This window comes from Wolbachia endosymbiont of Leptopilina clavipes (assembly GCF_006334525.1).
In the GTDB taxonomy this organism is placed as follows: domain Bacteria; phylum Pseudomonadota; class Alphaproteobacteria; order Rickettsiales; family Anaplasmataceae; genus Wolbachia.
Map to the genome: position 1 here is coordinate 1 of NZ_QJHA01000041.1, position 18,680 is coordinate 18,680.

At 35.3% G+C, this 18,680-nt stretch carries 13 protein-coding genes, 2 tRNA genes and 4 pseudogenes; 6 read left to right on the plus strand and 13 right to left on the minus strand.

Features of this window, described 5'->3' with window-relative positions; translation table 11 throughout:
- A pseudogene (locus OUY_RS06910) lies at positions 1-846 on the minus strand (transposase); the annotation flags it as partial.
- A 283-nt stretch (positions 847-1,129) separates the two neighbouring features.
- On the opposite strand from OUY_RS06910, the gene cutA reads away from it, so the two are divergent.
- From cutA to OUY_RS04740, 3 genes are all read left to right on the plus strand, one after another.
- Positions 1,130-1,465 carry a divalent-cation tolerance protein CutA gene (cutA, locus tag OUY_RS04730; RefSeq protein WP_139686825.1) on the plus strand — a complete coding sequence of 112 codons (336 nt, stop codon included), beginning with the start codon at positions 1,130-1,132 and terminating at the stop codon, positions 1,463-1,465.
- Positions 1,456-1,527, plus strand: a tRNA-Gln gene (locus OUY_RS04735). The genes cutA and OUY_RS04735 overlap by 10 nt, the downstream gene beginning before the upstream one ends.
- 204 nt (positions 1,528-1,731) lie before the next feature.
- Positions 1,732-2,094 carry a hypothetical protein gene (locus OUY_RS04740; protein WP_236681805.1) on the plus strand — a complete coding sequence of 121 codons (363 nt, stop codon included), beginning with the start codon at positions 1,732-1,734 and terminating at the stop codon, positions 2,092-2,094.
- A gap of 107 nt (positions 2,095-2,201) precedes the next feature.
- Here the strand turns inward: OUY_RS04740 and OUY_RS04745 are convergent, their stop codons facing one another.
- Both OUY_RS04745 and dapE read right to left on the minus strand, forming a co-directional pair.
- Entirely contained in the window at positions 2,202-2,381 is a 180-nt protein-coding gene (locus tag OUY_RS04745; protein WP_010402288.1) for a hypothetical protein, read from the minus strand.
- Positions 2,382-2,818: 437 nt separating this feature from the next.
- Complete coding sequence (dapE, locus tag OUY_RS04750) at positions 2,819-4,015, minus strand: succinyl-diaminopimelate desuccinylase (protein WP_139686826.1); 1,197 nt, start codon at positions 4,013-4,015, stop codon at positions 2,819-2,821.
- 42 nt (positions 4,016-4,057) lie between these two features.
- On the opposite strand from dapE, the gene OUY_RS04755 reads away from it, so the two are divergent.
- On the plus strand, positions 4,058-5,323 hold the full coding sequence (locus OUY_RS04755) for an iron-containing alcohol dehydrogenase (RefSeq protein ID WP_139686827.1): 1,266 nt from the start codon (positions 4,058-4,060) through the stop codon (positions 5,321-5,323).
- 554 nt (positions 5,324-5,877) lie between these two features.
- On the opposite strand, the gene OUY_RS04765 is transcribed toward OUY_RS04755, so the two are convergent.
- The 6 genes from OUY_RS04765 to dnaE form a co-directional block, all read right to left on the minus strand.
- A tRNA-Met gene (locus OUY_RS04765) sits at positions 5,878-5,949 on the minus strand.
- Entirely contained in the window at positions 5,949-7,241 is a 1,293-nt protein-coding gene (gene purB / locus OUY_RS04770; protein ID WP_010402755.1) for an adenylosuccinate lyase, read from the minus strand. Before purB ends, OUY_RS04765 begins: the two co-directional genes overlap by 1 nt.
- A 236-nt stretch (positions 7,242-7,477) precedes the next feature.
- A complete protein-coding gene (gene rplI / locus OUY_RS04780; protein ID WP_139686828.1) occupies positions 7,478-8,032 on the minus strand; it encodes a 50S ribosomal protein L9 in 555 nt (184 codons plus the stop codon).
- Between the two features lie 3 nt (positions 8,033-8,035).
- The gene (gene rpsR / locus OUY_RS04785; RefSeq protein WP_139686829.1) at positions 8,036-8,314 is read right to left on the minus strand and encodes a 30S ribosomal protein S18; all 279 of its coding nucleotides are present in this window, start codon (positions 8,312-8,314) and stop codon (positions 8,036-8,038) included.
- Positions 8,314-9,087, minus strand: a complete 774-nt coding sequence (rpsF, locus tag OUY_RS04790) for a 30S ribosomal protein S6 (RefSeq protein WP_029237619.1) — start codon at positions 9,085-9,087, stop codon at positions 8,314-8,316. The genes rpsR and rpsF overlap by 1 nt, the downstream gene beginning before the upstream one ends.
- A gap of 48 nt (positions 9,088-9,135) precedes the next feature.
- Positions 9,136-12,456 (minus strand): DNA polymerase III subunit alpha, encoded by a 3,321-nt coding sequence (gene dnaE, locus OUY_RS04795; RefSeq protein ID WP_139686830.1) that lies wholly within the window; start codon positions 12,454-12,456, stop codon positions 9,136-9,138.
- Between the two features lie 200 nt (positions 12,457-12,656).
- On the opposite strand from dnaE, the pseudogene OUY_RS04800 reads away from it, so the two are divergent.
- Positions 12,657-13,522 (plus strand): annotated as a pseudogene (locus OUY_RS04800) (ankyrin repeat domain-containing protein).
- Positions 13,523-13,756: 234 nt separating this feature from the next.
- Here OUY_RS04800 and OUY_RS04805 read toward each other — a convergent pair.
- The 3 genes and pseudogenes from OUY_RS04805 to lipB form a co-directional block, all read right to left on the minus strand.
- Positions 13,757-14,844: pseudogene (locus tag OUY_RS04805) on the minus strand (IS481 family transposase).
- Positions 14,845-14,928: 84 nt separating this feature from the next.
- Positions 14,929-15,894, minus strand: a complete 966-nt coding sequence (locus OUY_RS04810; RefSeq protein ID WP_139686831.1) for an LD-carboxypeptidase — start codon at positions 15,892-15,894, stop codon at positions 14,929-14,931.
- On the minus strand, positions 15,894-16,511 hold the full coding sequence (lipB, locus tag OUY_RS04815) for a lipoyl(octanoyl) transferase LipB (protein WP_010402734.1): 618 nt from the start codon (positions 16,509-16,511) through the stop codon (positions 15,894-15,896). Before lipB ends, OUY_RS04810 begins: the two co-directional genes overlap by 1 nt.
- Positions 16,512-16,814: 303 nt before the next feature.
- On the opposite strand from lipB, the pseudogene OUY_RS04820 reads away from it, so the two are divergent.
- Positions 16,815-17,990 (plus strand): annotated as a pseudogene (locus tag OUY_RS04820) (phage portal protein).
- A 117-nt stretch (positions 17,991-18,107) separates the two neighbouring features.
- Here OUY_RS04820 and OUY_RS04825 read toward each other — a convergent pair.
- A partial coding sequence (locus tag OUY_RS04825; protein ID WP_139686832.1) for an integrase core domain-containing protein occupies positions 18,108-18,680 on the minus strand: 573 nt, incomplete at its 5' end.

Sequence of the window (18,680 nt, forward strand, 5' to 3'; positions counted from 1 at the left end):
ATTCTTTTTCACGATTTACTTCAGATTTATTCCTAAACAAATACTTGCTTCAACCTTGAGAAAAATCCTTCTATGTAAGATCTTTTCCCATAATTTACTTCTTTTTTCCATTCTTTCATGCCATCTTCACCGTATAATTTTATTAACCTAATAGCAGCATTCCTGTCAGACATATAATCTATTTTTGAATGTTCTGCTGCATCCTTTTTTGGTAGAACTTTTGTTTTTATATCGTATTTCTTACACAATTTATAAAGTTTTTGCCTATCGTATGCCCTATCTGCATATAATGCTTTTATTTTGTGCTGAAAATTAACTTCTTCAAGCAAATCGCAAGTGGTCAGAGTAGACGCCATTACTGTATCTTGCAGCTATAGCTTTTTTACTATTCACACTTAACATAACATGTAACTTTCTTACTTGCTCGTAGCTTCGGTACTTTCTATCTGCACTGTTTTCCTTACTGTGGCCAGGAGTGTTACTGTAAATTTGTGCTATCTATGATAATTTCAATATTTTCCATGTTGCTTTTATCAATCCTGCAATCATTTATCTTAATATTAAGTTTTTTTTGATGCTTGTGAATAGCTGCAAATCTCTTCCTATTTGTTGCACATACCCTTTTATAAACCCGACTGTTTGTCTTAAACCAATTCTAAAGAAACTGACGATTATATGCACTAAAATCACAACTTTATCACTATAAATATAGTTGCCGCCCTGCATTTTTGGACAATTCTCGTACCAATTTTCTATGGCGTCATTGATATAACAAAAAATGCTTCCTCTTTCTTGGAGAAATTTGTTATATTCATTGCAGTTACTGACTCTCATTTTTTGTGGCATATTTTTTCTTCAACAGTTAAATGGCTATTTATAATGAATTTTGTCAGTAACTGCCAGTTCTTTTCACTTGAGCGATGCAACAAAGCCATCCCAGTGTCACGCACTGGGATGACAAGAGGAGAATTACTGGGATGACAAGAGGAGAATTACTGGGATGACAAGGGGAGGGCTACTAAATGACACTTCAATTTCTGTGTGTCAAGCACTGAAGAGGTCTCTCCTATTTTCTCTTGATGAATAAATCTAAGTAGAGTATAGTAAAAATGCATTTATGTAGCGGTTAATGAGCAATTTAGTTTTAGTCTATATAACTTTTTCAAACTTGAAAGAGGCTAAGGCTATTTCTGAAGAATTGTTAAACGAGAAGTTAATTGTGTGTGTAAATATATTTCCTGAAGTAAATTCTCTGTATTTATGGGAAGGTAAAATTAATAGTAATTGTGAAGTGGTGACAATTATGAAGAGTAGGAATGATCAGGCTGATAAGATTGTAGAAAAAATCGAGGCAATGCATTCTTATGATCAACCAGCCGTTGTGATAATACCCATAGGAAAAGCGAATAAATCTTTTACTGATTGGGTTAATAATGTTATTGATATAAACAATATTGGGGTGTAGCCAAGTGGTAAGGCAGCGGTTTTTGATACCGTCACGCGAAGGTTCGAATCCTTCCACCCCAGCTTTATTAAAGTGTGCGTGAAATGATATCACTTTTTTATAAATTAAGGTTATTTAATTATATACTGGGCAGCTTGAAAGATATAGTTGTCAAGCTATTTCTTTTCACTCTGTATCTTTATACATCGAGCATTATGCTTATGTTTCTCACCAATGGTTTTTGGTATACTGTAGAGTTTAGCTCTTTCAAAAATGCATTTTACCATTTGTATCAATATTTAAAATGGTATTATGAAAATAGAGATGATTTGGGTTATGGAGTTTCTATTAGAATATTAGTGGCGTTTCTTACTCCGCATTTTCTCTACAAATTATTTTCTGGCACAGGCTGGAAGTCTTTTTTCAAGGAGAAGATAGTTCAGATACTCAGCACAAGAAGAAAAATGAGTAATAAACCAAATGGCAGTAGTTATGGTTATAGTAATAAGAACAGTTACGGTAACAATAATCTTCAAGAGGCAGAACGGAAAGTGAATATGATAAAGCAGCTATTAATCCAAGATATAGATGAAGCTATAGAAAAAAGATTAAATGATATTTTTCTTGGTGAGAGGGGTAAACCTCATTAAAAGGGCTTTATCTTTTTTAGAATTGGCTGTATTTTGTTTTTTACGTATAACGGATCTCAATCAGCCAGTATACATGTTTCAACAAAATCTTGACTGAAGTCTGATAGTCAGGAAATTGCTTTACGTTTCTCTACCAAGCTTTCTGTTTTTTTACAGTTACTTGCTGCATCAATCATTGCCTGTGATATCACTGATTGCCACAGTATGCAGTACCTTTGTATATCATCTAAAGTGCTATTTGCTTCGTGATGGTGAAAAAATTCTTTGAAATTGAAGTTATTTGACATTATGTACCTCTTTAAGTTGAAAATTAGAATTTGAAGTAGTGCGAAAGTTGTCTGCTGCAATGAGTAGCCTTTATGACAGTCAGACCGGGTTTTATGTGAGCTATAAATGTTTAAGAAATTAATCTATTCAGATCTATGTGAAACCAGTGCTTTTTTTCTTGTTATCCGAGCTGGGATCCAGGTTGACAAAAGCGCTTTACAACGTTTTGTGTACAAAAACCAGTGTTGCATGACACTATTTGTTCTTATACCCTTTTGTCTATCTTATTTTGTCACTCTGCTGAACAGATAATTTTCGCCAATAAGCTTTCTACTGAATTTTTGTTATTGAGCTCGCACATATCAAAGACAAGTTTTGAGTCAAAAATACCCTTAATATTATAATAAGGGACTGGTAAAATGTGTCTAGTAAGTTTTCTTCTCTATGCAACTACACCTCAAGCTAATAATGGACCATCAGGCGTATTACCAATTACATTGATCTGGTTTAATATTTTATTAGTGGGGTAAAAATAATTTTTTATAAACTCCTTATATATAGCTGTTAATTTATGTATATCGTCTATTGATACGCATTCATTTACCTGATGTGCGGTTTTGTTGATCATACCAAATTCAATTACTGGACAAATATCCTTAATAAACGCAGCATCAGATGTGCCACCATTTGTACTCAGCACAGCATCAATGCCGGTAATTTTATTTATCGCATCAAGCATAATATCAGTATTTCTATCAGGAATAGAGAGAAAAACGTTTCTGCTGCTCTGCATAGACAGTTTATAATCGTTAGTCACATTGGTGCATATTGCATCAATCATCTTATATAAAACGTCTGGTGTTTGTGTATTGTTATATCGAACATTAAAACCTGCTGCTATTGAACTAGGTATTAGATTATTAGTATTATTTCCAACGTCGATAGTAGTAATTTCGCAATGTGAAGGCTGAAAGTATTTATTACCAGTATCAAAAGTGGTATCTTTTATCTTACTTAGTATCGATACCATTTTATATATTGGATTATCTGCTAGATCTGGGTAGGCAACGTGCCCTTGTTTACCATGGCAAATCAATTTAAATGTTGCAGAACCTCTTCTACCTATTTTTATGGTATCACCTAATTTCTCACTACTCGTTGGTTCTCCAACTATACAAAAATCTATCTTTTTTTGCTTGCTTTTCATCCATTCCAAAACGGCCTTTGTTCCATGTTCTTCCGTGCTTTCTTCAGCGCTGGTAATCAATGCACTGATTGAACCGCTGAATCGAAACTTACCTGCAACTGAATCTACGATAGCAGCAATAAATGCAGCTACTCCGCCTTTCATATCAGCTGCTCCTCTTCCATATAGCATTCCATCTCTAACTTCTGGCTTAAATGGATCAGATATCCAATCTTTTAACTCACCTGGTGGTACAACATCAACATGTCCAGCAAAACACAAGTTTGGTACTCCATTTATATATTTCGCATAAAGATTTTTAACTTTATCACCAAACTCTAAAATCTCACATTCAAAACCACTTTTCTTGAGAATGGCTGCTATATGCTCTATTGCCCCATCGTCTTTTGGTGTTATACTTTTAAAAGAAATTAATTTCTTAGTTAGTTTTACAGGGTCAATCTTCATATCAATCTTGAAATACTAACATTACCGTATTGTAAACATTCTATGCGATATTTAAAACAAATATTACAGCGCACAGAACAAGTTTTTATTAGGGAAGTAACAGTACTTGCTGATAATATCTATGAAATATGTAGACAATACGGAAATGACATTTTTCTGATTGCAGATAAAAATACAGCAAAACTTTTAAACAAAAACATACTTAATAAAGTTTCTCATTTAATTATTCCAGCCACACCTGTCATTCCAGCGCGTGACTATGATGGATCACAGTGTCACGCTACTTGGATGACACCAAATAGACTGAACAGAGCTGCTTCTCTCCAAGCTGTAAACCTAGTTAGAAATAAAGCAAAAGATAGTGACTTAATGGTTGCATTTGGCAGTGGCACTGTTAATGATATCTGTAAGTACGCAAGCTATTTAGAAGGCAAAGACTACATATCCTTTCCAACAGCTGCTTCCATGAATGGATATAGCTCTGCAAACGCTTCAATATTAGTTGATGGATATAAAAAATCGTTCGGAGCACATCTTCCAAAGGCAATATACATTGATACCGATATAATTGCCAACGCACCACCACGCCTCACATTAAGTGGATTTGCAGATTTCATCTGCCGTTCAACAGTACAAGCCGATTGGCTATTATCTCATCTATTACTTGGCACAGAATATAATGAACTCCCCTTTAAACTTGTTCGCAATCTGGAGGAAATTTTGCTCAGAGAACACTTGGCACTTGCTAAAAAAGATAAAAGAGTAGTTTTATTACTTATGGAAGCCTTATTGATTTCAGGACTCGGAATGGTGATGTCAAAAGGCAGTTACTCTGCAAGTCAAGGAGAACATATGATAGCTCATGCAATTGAGATGGTAACACAGGATTATTCCTCCTCGTTACATGGGGAAAAAATTGCTGTGACAACGATTACCATGGCTAACTTGCAAGAGGAGATATTGTCAATACGAAACCCGATTACCAAACCGATCACTTTAGATGTAAAACATATAACTCAGCGCTTTGGTAATACCGAATTTATAAAAATTCTAAAGCAGAAGCAAATGATGCAGCAAAAAATTCAAGAGATTATTTGCAAAGAATGGAGTAATATTTCTAGTTTAATTAAGCAAAATTTACTATCTGCAAAACACCTGCAGAAAGTATTTGAAGATCTATCAATTCCGTACTTACCGGAGCATCTTAATTGGAACAAAGAGCAATATTGCAAGGTAGTCAATCTTACATTTGCAACAAGAGATAGATTCACCTTTCTTGACCTGGCTGGTTGTATAGAAAAAAGTTAGATTTTGTGTATTCGTTCAGTAGGGTAGCAAAATAAGATAGACAAAAACACAGTAACAAATGGTGTCATGCAAGTAGCTATCCAGCCTTTCTTAACAACAAAAACTTAGCATGACTTTTGTGCTCAAAAAACTTCTGGATTCCAGCATCAAGTGCTGGAATGACATGGTAAAATATTATTCAAGTAGCCTCTGTCCCAGTACCTATTCGGTGTCATTCAAGTCAACTCTTTTCTTGTCATCCCAGTGCCTAGACACTGGGATCCAGAAAACTTCACTTTAAATGAGTGCATTGGATTGTCTTTATATAGATGCCAGTGTCAGCTACTCGGATGAAATTCATTTAGTTGTCTTTTCTCATCTACCTTACCACTTTCTTGAACGGATACCATTAGCCATTCCCCTGAATAGATACAACAAATGTTGTATCTTTATCACTTCACATACATTATTCCATATACTATATGAACAACTGAAAAAAAACTTCAGTTAATTGACAATGAATCACGTTATTTTGTCAAGTGCGCTGCTATCGCCAAACCATAGCTTAGCTTGAGTGGCTGAGGAGGGATTTGAACCCCCGACCAAGAGATTATGATCCTCCTGCTCTACCACTGAGCTACTCAGCCTAATTAAAAACCTTGCTATATATGTAATCTATATGTTTCATATAATACTTCAAATCAAACAAAGACTCAAGTTTTTCAGAGTCAATAATTCCATGCAAGGATTTATCTTGTTTCAATTCGAACAGAAAATCACTGTTATCTTGCTTTACTTTCATTGCATTATTCTGAACAATTTTATATGCCTCTTCCCTCGCCAAACCACTATTTACCAACTCGAGTAATACTCGTTGTGAAAAAACCAAGCCTTTTGAAGAATTTAAGTTCTTTTCAATGTTTTCCTTATTGATCACCAATTTATCTATCAAATCTGTTAATCGTACTAAAGCAAAATCCATTGCTATACAAGCATCAGGAGCAATGCATCTTTCCACAGACGAGTGCGATATATCTCGTTCGTGCCATAATGCAACATTTTCTAATGCAGGAAAAACATAGCTGCGTATTAAGCGTGAGAGCCCAGTCAAATTCTCACTTAAAATAGGATTACACTTATGCGGCATAGCAGAACTTCCCTTCTGACCGGTGGAAAAATACTCAGAAATTTCTCCAACTTCAGTTCTTTGTAAGTGACGTATTTCAACGGCAATATTCTCTATTGAACTTGCAATCACTCCTAAAACTGAAAAGAATATTGCGTGTCTATCACGAGGAATGACTTGAGACGATATGGTTTCAGGTATAAGTCCCATTTCTTTCGCTACATACTCTTCAACAAACGGATCAACATTTGAAAAATTACCTACTGCACCTGATATTTTACAAATCGAGATCTCTGTTTTCGCGCTAATTAATCTCTGATAATTGCGTTTAAATTCAGCATAAAATCTAGCAAATTTTAATCCAAGAGTTGTTGATTCTGCATGCATTCCATGACTGCGCCCAACACAAACAATATTTTTATAGTCCTCAGCCTTTTTTTTCAGTGCTGCAAGTATATTTTTTAAATTTTCGAGCAAAATATCACATGATTCCTTTAACTGAACCGCAAGGCATGTATCTAAAACGTCAGAACTTGTCATTCCATAATGAAGATAACGAACATCAACTCCCGCTTCTTCAGCAACATATGTTAAAAAAGCTATAACATCATGTTTTACAATGGATTCAATTTCGTTAATACGTTCAATATCAAATTCAATAACATCAGAGAGCTTCTGAGCAACACTATTTGGAATCACTCTTAACTCTGCTTGAGCTTCACACGCTAATTTTTCTATTTTGAGCCATATATTAAACTTATTTTTTTCTTCCCAAATGGAAGACATTTCTTTGCGGCTATAGCGTGGGATCATTTTTGATTTATTCCAATAATGGTGTCATTCCAGTGCATGACACTGGAATCCAGATATAAAAGTATTTGCAAATTATTCAATGGACAACGGATTCTAGAAGCATAAAATAATGTCCATGATGAAATAAACTGGATCCCAGTGTCACGCACTGGGATGACATGAGGGGAGCACTGGGATGATACCAGCTTAGCAATGGAAGACATTTCTTTACGACTATAACAAGGGATCATCTTTGATCAGCTATCATCACCATCAGTAGCTTCTTTACTCGCATTTTGCTCTGCCTCTTGTTGCTCAGATTTCTGATTTTGCAACTTTACTTGCCTCAATTCATGTGCATCTTTTTCAGATCTTACAACGTATATAGTAATTGGAACTATCACTTTACTATGTAATTCTATATTTACTTGATACTCGCCCAAATTTTTGATACTTATTCCACCAAAAGATAAACTATGATGACTTATATCATATCCTTCTTGTAATAAAGTTTTTGCAATTTCACGTGTGGTTACAGAGCCAAAAATCTTTCCATCCTCTGAAGCTTGCTTTATTAATATAATAAATTTATCATGCAGTGATGATGCAAGCACTTTTGCTGCATTTAATTTTTTGATATTTTCTTCTTCCAATAATAAACGCTGTTCCTCTAACTTTATTAAATTTTCCTTAGTGGCTTTCATCGCCTTTTTTTGTGGAAAAAGAAAATTACGGGCATAACCTGGCTTAACTTTGACAACTTCACCAAGCTTACCTAAAGTTGTTATATTTTCCTTTAAAATTATTAACATAAATTACCTAACTTTTTTAGTACAGTAAGGAGCAAGAGCTAAAAAGCGTGCTCTTATAATTGCTAAGCGCAACTTTCTTTGTTTTCTTGCGCACACACCTGTTAACCTTCTAGGTAATATTCTACCATAGTCAGAGGTGAATTTGGACAATAAATCTATATTCTTATAGTCTATGTCCTCATCTTTAGATGGAGTAAGAGGACAGACCTTAGGACGCCTAAAGCCAGTTCTGTTATTTACAGACACGTAAGAATTATTAAAACTATTTCGTCTTTTCATCATTATGCACTTTTCTCCTCAATTTGTTTATCCAGCATGTAAGATTTACCTTTAAAAAACTCATTAACCCGTACAGACAAGTGGCGAATAATATTCTCATTCAGTTTTACTCTACGCTCAAATTCATCCATAATGCTTGAAGTAAAACTTATACACATCATACAGTAATGACCACTTTTCATCTTATTTATTGGGTATGCAAAATCCAATAGACCCCAATATTCATATTTTATCAATCCTGAAGCTTCAATATTTTTCAAAAGCACTTCCAGCGTTTTACTCAATTGATTTGAGTCTACTATTTTAAAACTTTTTAAAACCTCTTGAAGGGGCTTTATTAGATGTTGTGAAATATTTTCCTTAAAAGCATTTACTACATTATAGATAAATGCACTTTTAGTGTTAGCTCCTGGAAGGTCCATAAAATTTTGTTTTATTCCCGTATCACTTAGTTCATTTTTCAATTCTTTATCGATTCTTGACTTTATTTCTTTTAAATTTGAAAAATCTTCTTCCAATTCAACCCATAAAATTTTTGTCAGAGTTTCCAAAAAATCAGAGTAAACAATCAGACTTTTTTTAATGCTTTCAGTACTTGCCTCTAGCTCTTGTTTTGTAACTGTGCTATGTTCTCTTTCTATGAGACCTTTAACCTCCTGAGAAATAACATCTGCTTTAATATTTTTCAACAAAATAGCCAATTCTTGGACCATTTCTTCTACTTCTTGCTGCAATAAGTTCGGTTGTGCTATAAAAGTAAATTCATAGAGATTCACTATATCTTCCTTTAATATCAATTAAACACTTTATTATATAAAACTTTTTTATATAAGCAAGTTATTTGTATTAATTTCTACGCCTTCAATCCAACTTAAGTGAGATATTTCATAAATAGCTTGGGGGGTGATTGAATATGTACCTGGCAACAAGATGCTGACTTTATGTTTTTTGAGAAGAAACTTTAGCATTATTTTGGTTTTGCCTCCATTTTTCAACACTGAATTCAACTCCTCAGCAACTTTTTGCGAGTCTGCACATACAGCAGTTAAAACTAATCCTTTCATGAGAGAAGTAACCTTTTCTGTAAATTCAGATATGTCCTTTCCTGATAGTCTCGTTGTGTTTTCTGAAATTTCAAGATCAATTATCACAAATGCTCCAGGTGAAAATAGATTCCTTTTTTCTTCTATTATTTCATTATTGTAGAATGCTATTTCAGAAACATTGTGAGGATCAGAAAGTGTTAGGATAACAAATCTTCCACGTTCTGAGGTTCTCATACGCACATTTAATATTACACCAGCAGTTTTTATCGTCTTACTCTCTCCGATAAACCCAATATTTAATTTTTTCAAGAGAGTTCTAAACTTTTCAAGTGGATGATTAGTTAAGTAAAATCCCAATAAAAATAACTCATGCTCTAATTTTTCCTCTTCATTAAAATCTTCCACGTTCTCAAGTTTTGGCTTCAGAATATCAAGATTACCAAATAAAGCAGCTTGATTTGACTGCCTATTTTTATTTGCAAAGTAAATCAATGTGTCTATTGACTCGTATAACTGCTTTCTATTTTTGTGCACACTATCGAAAGCTCCAGATTTAATTAAGCTTTCTAGCGCCCTCTTATTTATCATATGACCAGAATTTTGAATAAATTCCCATATGTCCTTATAAGGTGCATTTACTATTCCTTCTGCTGTAGCAAAACCAACATTACGCAAAGCAGCAATTCCGTAGCGTATGTGCTCACCCTCTATTGAAAATTCAGCCTTAGATTTGCTGATATCAGGCGAAAGAACAGCAACTCCACTGAATTTTGCAGCATGATAAAACAAATTCAGTTTGTCTCTATCATCAATGTTGAGATTCATCAAGGCCGTAAAAAATTCTAGCGGGTAGTTAGCCTTAAGGTAAGCTGTTTGGTAAGATATAATCGCATATGCTGCAGCGTGGGATTTATTAAATCCATAACCAGCAAATTTTGCAACAAGATCAAAAATATAACTTGCCCTGTCGTAGTCAACACCATTCTTTGTTGCTCCTTGAACAAAAAGTTCACGTTGTTTATCCATCTCCTCTTTAATTTTCTTGCCCATAGCGCGTCTGAGTAAATCTGCTTCTGCGAGGCTATATCCAGAAAGAATACGGGCTATTTCCATCACCTGTTCTTGGTAGATTATTACTCCAAATGTTTCTTTTAACACCTCCTCAAGCAATGGATGAATATAATCTGGCTTTTCAAGCCCGTGTTTTCTTGCAATGTAAGTTGGAATGTTATCCATAGGCCCTGGGCGATAAAGAGAAATTAAAGCGATGATATCTTCAATGCAGTCTGGCTTTAGTTTGATTAAAGCTTCTCTCATTCCCGAACTTTCAAGCTGGAACACTCCAATTGCATCACCTTTTGAGAGCATTTTATAGGTTTTCTGGTCATTCAAAGGTAGTGAAGAAATATCTATTCTTTTTCCATCACGATTGATTAAACGACAGACATGATCTATTAGTGTTAAGGTGCCAAGTCCAAGAAAATCAAATTTTATTAACCCAGCTTTCTCTACATATTTCATGCTGTATTGAGTGATTGGCAGAGCTGAATTTGGGTCGTAGTAAATAGGAACAAAATTTTCTAATTTTTGATCGCATATCACGATTCCAGCAGCATGAGTTGAAACGTGACGGTATATTCCTTCAAGCTTTAGAGATATATCAAGAAGTTTGGCAATTACTTCATCACTATCCCTTTCTTTCTGAAGATTTTGATCAAACTCTATCGCTTGCGATAAAGTTACAGGATTTACTGGATTAAATGGAACCATTTTAGATATTTTATCCACTTGAGAGTAAGGCATTTGCAATACTCTACCAACATCACGCAATACTGCCCTTGCTTGCAATTTTCCAAAAGTGATTATTTGAGCAACATAACCGTACTTTTTCTGAACATAATCAATAACCAGGTCCCTTTTCTCTTGGCAGAAATCGATATCAAAGTCAGGCATCGATACACGATCAGGATTTAAAAATCTTTCAAAGATCAGACCAAACTTTACTGGATCAAGATCTGTAATTTGTAAGCTCCAAGCAACAATTGATCCAGCACCAGAGCCTCTTCCTGGACCAACTGGAATGCCATTTGCTTTGCTCCAACGAATGAAATCAGAAACTATCAAAAAGTAGCCAGCGTAGTTCATCGAAGTTATTACGCTTAGTTCGTAATTCAGCCGATCGTAGTATTGTTTAAGGTCTATGTCCGTTTCATTTGCAATGCGGAATTCTAATCCTGCAACTGCCTGCTCCCTCATTTCTTCATTCTCAGTTTTATTTTCTCGACAAGGAAATTTAGGCAAGATAGGCTGCCTGCTTCTTGGCATGTAAGAGCACCGCTTAGCTATCACTGAAGTGTTATGAATTGCTTCGGGGATATCGCTAAATAGCTCCTCCATTTCTGCCACAGATTTGAAGTAATGCTCGGTAGTTAACTTCTTTCTGTTATTCTCCAGGGCATAACTGCCCTCTGATATGCACGTTAATATGTCATAAGCCTCATAGTCAGACTTATTTGGAAAAAACACATCATTCGTTGCAACTAGTGGTATATTGCGCTGATAAGCAAAATCTATTAAAGCTTCTTCAAGCTCTAGCTCTTTATTCAGCCCATGACGCTGCAATTCAACATATAAATGACCATCGAATGCTGAGAGCAGTCTTTTTATCGTTTCTTTATCTTGCTTCAATAACAGTTGAGCCAATATGCCGTCATATCCACCAGTTAAGGCGATTAGGCCTGAACTTAAATTTAATAGCTCATCAAAATCAACGTAAGGAATATCGCTGTTATTCTTGCGCTTTTTAAAAGACTCACTCACCAAGGTGACTAAATTAGTGTACCCTTGTTCATTTTTTGCAAGTAGGAGTATTGATAAATTTTGTTCTAAGTGTCGAACGATAATATTGCATCCTATTATTAGCTGTATTCCCCTACTTGCTGCATATTCTGCAAATTCAAGTGAGCCAAATAAGTTACCTGAGTCAGTAACTGCAACTGCCGGCATTTTGTTCTGCAAACAAAGACCAATCAGCTCCTCAATTTTAACCGAACTCTCAAGCAGAGAATAAACGCTATGAACACGCAAGTGTATGAACATAAAAAACTTTAGATTAGCAATAAAAGGATAACATTAATTTGCTCGTAGGGATATGAAAAGGTCTAACACTGAAATAACACCAAAGAGGCTATTTGAATCTAATTTACTATTCACAATCCCGGTTATTAGCTTGTTTTAATTGACTTTTTATCATAATTATGTAATAATTAAATAACTCTTTTAATATTGAAGGTAAAATCATGACAGGAGAATATGAATTACTGAAAAAAGTACTAAGTACGATTGAGTTTAAGGAAGGCTTAAATAAAGATAATATAATTAATGATGCATTTGATATTCTCCTACGCAGAAAGCAGACGTTATTAATTATAGCTGCTCAGAATGGTTACACAAAGACAGTAGGGGTTTTACTCGAAGCAGGAGCGGATGTTAATGCGAAAGATGTGTTGAATCGCACTGCTTTGCACCATGCTGCTTTGTATGGTCGCAAAGAGGTAGTAGAGTTTTTAATCTCAAAAGGAGCAGATGTTAATGTGAAAGATAGTTCGAATCGCACTGCTTTGCACTATGCTGCTTTGTATGGTCACACAAAGATAACAGAGGTTTTATTCGGAAGAGGAGCAGATTTTGGTTTAAAAGAACCTCTTTTTTTACATAATGATGCTAAGAATGGTCGCGTAGATATAGTAAATGCTTTAATCAAAGCAGGAGCAGATGTTAATGCAGTAGATAAAAATGGAAGACTTATTTAGATTATGATAAGAGAGACGTAAAAAAAGCTCTATTAGACGCAGGAGGACGTTCTTTTGTGGAAGAACATAATAATAAGGCAATGATTGTGAAAGCACGTAATAAGGCAATGATTGCTGGTGGAGTGAATACATTATTAGGCACTGCTATAGCAGTGGCACTTTTTACAACTGGAACAATTACAGCTCAGTTGATACCTATCGTTATAGCAGTGGTTGCAGTTACAGCAGCAGCACTGGTAGTTGGTTGTGCTACATATGCATTACTAAAGCCTAGTACTAAAGTTGATGGAGCAGAGAAATCATCTGCCGCCTTAATAAATGGACAGCAGGGAGTTACTAGCATTCCTTCATAGTAGAGCGCGTGACGCAGGTTCCTGGATCCCAGTGTCTGGGCATTGGGATGACAACGAAGGGGCTGCTTGAATAACAACGAAGGGTTATTTGGATAATAGCCGTACTTGATCTGGATTCCAGTGTCTAGGCACTGGGATGACAAGGGGGGATACTAGGATGACAACGAAGGTGCTGGAATGAAAGGAGTGTGAGATAAAAGTGTAATAGTCTAGACTTAATCTGACAAGCATGAATTAACTGACAGAAGAATTAACAAAGTCAAAACCAAAATCAGCATCCTGTTTAATGCTATCAATATTTTTCTGATAAGCAATATGCATACTATCAAAAAAGGTTTGCATAGGAGTCTTACCATAGCAATATTTACCTGAATGCGGTCTAGATCTATTGTAAGAATGCACCCAATGGTCTACGTCTAACTGAAGTTCTGCCAAAGAGGTGTAAATTTTCTTTCTAAAGATAATATTGTAACATTCATCTTGCATAGTTCTGTGGAACCTTTCACATATGCCATTAGTCTGTGGAGAACGAGCTTTGGTTCGAGAATGATCAATATTTTCTACCCCTAAATATAGCTGGTAAGCGTGATTTTCAGGTCTGCCACAATACTCTGTACCACGATCCGTCAAAACACGTAGCAATGATACTTTCTGTTCATCAAAGAACGGTACTACCCTATCATTAAGAAGATCTGCAGCTGTGATAGCAGTCCTTTCTGTGTAAAGCTTAGCAAAAGCAACTCTGGAATAGGTATCAACAAAGGTTTGCTGGTAAATTCGTCCAATACCTTTGATATTACCAACATAATAACTGTCTTGGCTACCTAAGTATCCTGGATGCTCTGTTTCAATTTCTCCATGGGCCTCTTTTTCTTCCTTAGCCTTTTCTAGAGCTGTTATCTGTTCTTCTGTTAAAATGATACCATCCTGAGCTACTTTTGCTTCTAATGCCTTTAACCTCTTTTTAAAATTTTCAAGATCGTTTCTTTGCCACACTGATCTTATTCCACTTGCAGAGATGAGAATTCCTCTCTTTTTCAGTTCGTTTGCTGCTCTTTCTTGTCCGTATGCTGGAAACTCTATTGCTATTTCAACTACTGCTTTTTCTATATCCTCCGACACTCTATTTGCATACAATGGCTTGCTTTTGCTTATCTCGTGTAAAGCCTCTTCTCCTCCTGTTTCATACAGTTCTTTGAAGCGGTAAATGTATCCCTTGAATATCCCATTACTTTACACGCCTGTGATACATTTCCTAATTGCTTTGCAAGTTCTAGCAATCCCAACTTTGGTTTTAGTATTTTTTCTTGTGTTGTATTCATATCTGACACTCCTTTAAAACTTGTCTATATTTTTATCTTACTTTGTTTGCTTGTCAGATCAAGTCTAGACTATTACAGATAAAGCTACTTGTATAACTGTTGCACATCCATAAACTCCTTCTCGTTTTGAATGCTGATGATAGTGTGAGTGTTGAGAGGTAAAGGGTCATTTATATGTCCATGGCCTACCCCTTTCATTGTAAATACAGGAAAGTTAACACTTTTTGCAAACCTTTCTTTTACAATTTCAACAAGATTATCATTATAACAGTTAACAAAGTCACCGAATATTACTGCATGTACTCCATCAAAAATATGAGCTTGTTTTAGGTGATCTAGACTGCGCTCAATTGAATATGGATAAACTCTTATGTCTTCTAAAAATAGAATTTTGTCTTTTGCATTTATTTGCCAAGCAGTTCCTATACTGTTTTCAACCAAAGTCATATTACCACCGATGATTTTAGACTCTAATTTGCCATTTTTTAGTCTAACGCCATTGTCGATCATTTTTAGGTTATCAAATCTGATAGAGTTGCGTTGCTTAAGAATTAACTCTTTTAATTTTTCAACAGAACTTTCAGCAACGGAGTTATTTACTATCATTTCTAACATGGTGCCGTGAAGAGTTTGCCAGTCATATTTGACTTGCAGATAAATATGTAAAGCAGTGATATCACTATAGCCTATAAGAATTTTCTTGTTTTTATTTTGAGCAATTCTTTCTTTTTTATCATTGGGCAGCTTTTCTAGGTAAGGAATTAGCCGAGAAGCCCCTTCTCCTCCTCTAATACACCAAATTATTTTACTATCATCAGTGAGCGCATTAACCAAATCATTCGCTCTAAACTCATCAGAGTTAGAATAAAATTGGTTGTCATTACTGTATATTTTCTCCGAAATGTGAGGATTAAAATCCAAAGTTTTTACGTATTCTCTTATAGTAGGCAGATCTGATTCTTTTCCTTTCGAAGAAGGAGCAATAATATCAACTTGATTTGCAGGATTAGTGAGTAAAAGGCATAGAAAATAAAGAATAGAAAAATACATTAAAATATCTTATGAAACTCTTGCTTTAATATATCATCTAATTCGCAAAGAGAAACTTTTACTCCTAGTTTTTCCATTGATGTAACGCCGTAATCTTTTAGTCCACAAGGAATAATACCCTTATAGTGGGAAAGATTCGGAGAGAAATTAAGCGCTATGCCATGATAAGTTACCCATTTTCTCAAGCGAATGCCAAAAGCTGCTATTTTTTCTTCTACTCCATTGTTGTTCACCCAGATACCTATTCTATCTTCTTTGAATTCTCCGAGTATATTAAAATGCTTTAAAACATTTATGATCCAACTACCAAGATCTCTAATGTATAGTTTTATATCGCATTTATTTCTTTTTTTAAGGTTTAGCATTAAGTATATAATACGCTGCCCTGGACCGTGATATGTATATTTACCACCCCTGCCTGTTTTATAGACAGGAAACAATTTTTCAATAATGTCATCATCTGTTGCACCGATTCCTGCAGTATAAAGTGGAGGGTGCTGGAGCAGCCATACTAACTCGTCAGATAAATTATTGTAAATTTGTTGAATTTTTGCTTCCATGAATTTCACAGAATGGTTATAATCAGCAAATTGGTTAGATATTAGCCATTCTGTCATATTCTATTTCTTTAGGTCTATCAATGTCATTCCAGTCTGGAATCCAGAAATTTGATTGTAGATAGCACACTGAACTGGTAAGCATAGCTGTTTTACGCTAAGAGGAACGTCTTTGACTAAATTGTATAAAAAGATGGATCCTAGTGTCAAGCTACTTGGATGACAAATATGGGCTACTTGAATGGCACTATCGCAAACGAACTAGTGTCAGCTACTCAGATGATATCATTCTTGTAACACCAATTGATATAATTCAACTATAATTTTAATCTTTTAACAAATTTAATTTTTCAGGAGGCACGTATGAATTTTAACATTTTTCAAAGAAAGAAAAGCAGTGAATACTCTGCTTTGCAACTAATGATGGAACCAAGTTGGAGTAGACGTGATTATGTAAGTTTTGCTGAGGAAGGTTACATAAAAAATGTTATTGCCTTTCGAGCAATTAATATGATCGCAAGTGCTTCATCTTCGGTACCTTTTACTCTCTGCCAGCTTACTGACCAGGGAAAATCACAACTAAAAGCGCATCCATTACTGAAGTTACTTTATTCTCCTAATCCAATGACATCAAAATCGGAATTTATTGAAGGGATTGTGACTTATCGATTAGTTAATGGCAATTCTTATGTATTGATGATTGAGGCGCAGAACAAACCAACAGAGCTTTATCTTCTGCGCCCTGATAGAGTTGAAATTGTTCCGGGGAGAAGTAACGTTCCCTATGCCTATCGTTATACCGTAAATAACAACAGTTATGACTTTAAAGTTGATAAATTGACTGGGCGTTCAACAGTACTGCATCTTAAAACCTTTAACCCTTTGAATGATTGGTATGGACTTTCACCAATTGAGGCAGCTGCATATAGTATAGATCAGCATAATCAGGCTGGTGCTTGGAATCAGGCAATGCTGCAAAATGGAGCAAGACCAAGTGGTGCAATAGTTGTAAAATCAGAAAAGGATGGAAGTGGTGGAAACTTAAGTCAAGAGCAATATCAACGCTTAAAAGCACAGATAAACGATCATTATTCAGGTCCTGTTAACGCTGGAAGACCAATATTACTTGAAGGGGGCCTAGAGTGAAAGGAGATGAGCTTATCACCGAGAGATATGGATTTTATTGAGTCTAAACACAGCTCAGCTCGTGATATTGCACTGGCTTTTGGCGTTCCGCCGCAGTTGCTTGGCATACCAGGTGATAATACTTATAGCAATTTGATCGAAGCACGTCTTTCCCTTTGGGAACAGACGATTTTACCAACGCTAGAAAATATTATCTGTCACCTGAATTCTTGGCTAGTGCCCAAGTTTGGTAAAGATTTATGTTTGTCATATGATAAAGACGCGATAGAAATTCTAATGGAGAAAAGACAAAAGATGTGGAAATACGTGCAAAACGCAAGCTTCATGACGCTCAATGAAAAAAGAGAAGCTTTTGGCTTGCCACCGTTACCCGGTGGTGATAAGTTGAATTGATATTTATATAGTGTAGATATTTATACTAAGCTGTAATAAACTGGGGGTATTTTATGTATCAAGAACAAGAAAATTCAGTAAGTTGTAATAGTCTAGACTTAATCTGACAAGCATGAATTAACTGACAGAAGAATTAACAAAGTCAAAACCAAAATCAGCATCCTGTTTAATGCTATCAATATTTTTCTGATAAGCAATATGCATACTATCAAAAAAGGTTTGCATAGGAGTCTTACCATAGCAATATTTACCTGAATGCGGTCTAGATCTATTGTAAGAATGCACCCAATGGTCTACGTCTAACTGAAGTTCTGCCAAAGAGGTGTAAATTTTCTTTCTAAAGATAATATTGTAACATTCATCTTGCATAGTTCTGTGGAACCTTTCACATATGCCATTAGTCTGTGGAGAACGAGCTTTGGTTCGAGAATGATCAATATTTTCTACCCCTAAATATAGCTGGTAAGCGTGATTTTCAGGTCTGCCACAATACTCTGTACCACGATCCGTCAAAACACGTAGCAATGATACTTTCTGTTCATCAAAGAACGGTACTACCCTATCATTAAGAAGATCTGCAGCTGTGATAGCAGTCCTTTCTGTGTAAAGCTTAGCAAAAGCAACTCTGGAATAGGTATCAACAAAGGTTTGCTGGTAAATTCGTCCAATACCTTTGATATTACCAACATA

Excerpts from the sequence above, each read along its gene's own strand:
- cutA (WP_139686825.1), top strand. The coding sequence starts at position 1,130 with ATGAGCAATTTAGTTTTAGTCTATATAACTTTTTCAAACTTGAAAGAG.
- OUY_RS04745 (WP_010402288.1), bottom strand. The coding sequence starts at position 2,381 with ATGTCAAATAACTTCAATTTCAAAGAATTTTTTCACCATCACGAAGCA.
- dapE (WP_139686826.1), bottom strand. The coding sequence starts at position 4,015 with ATGAAGATTGACCCTGTAAAACTAACTAAGAAATTAATTTCTTTTAAA.
- OUY_RS04755 (WP_139686827.1), top strand. The coding sequence starts at position 4,058 with ATGCGATATTTAAAACAAATATTACAGCGCACAGAACAAGTTTTTATT.
- purB (WP_010402755.1), bottom strand. The coding sequence starts at position 7,241 with ATGATCCCACGCTATAGCCGCAAAGAAATGTCTTCCATTTGGGAAGAA.
- rplI (WP_139686828.1), bottom strand. The coding sequence starts at position 8,032 with ATGTTAATAATTTTAAAGGAAAATATAACAACTTTAGGTAAGCTTGGT.
- rpsR (WP_139686829.1), bottom strand. The coding sequence starts at position 8,314 with ATGATGAAAAGACGAAATAGTTTTAATAATTCTTACGTGTCTGTAAAT.
- dnaE (WP_139686830.1), bottom strand. The coding sequence starts at position 12,456 with ATGTTCATACACTTGCGTGTTCATAGCGTTTATTCTCTGCTTGAGAGT.
- OUY_RS04810 (WP_139686831.1), bottom strand. The coding sequence starts at position 15,894 with ATGTATTTTTCTATTCTTTATTTTCTATGCCTTTTACTCACTAATCCT.
- lipB (WP_010402734.1), bottom strand. The coding sequence starts at position 16,511 with ATGACAGAATGGCTAATATCTAACCAATTTGCTGATTATAACCATTCT.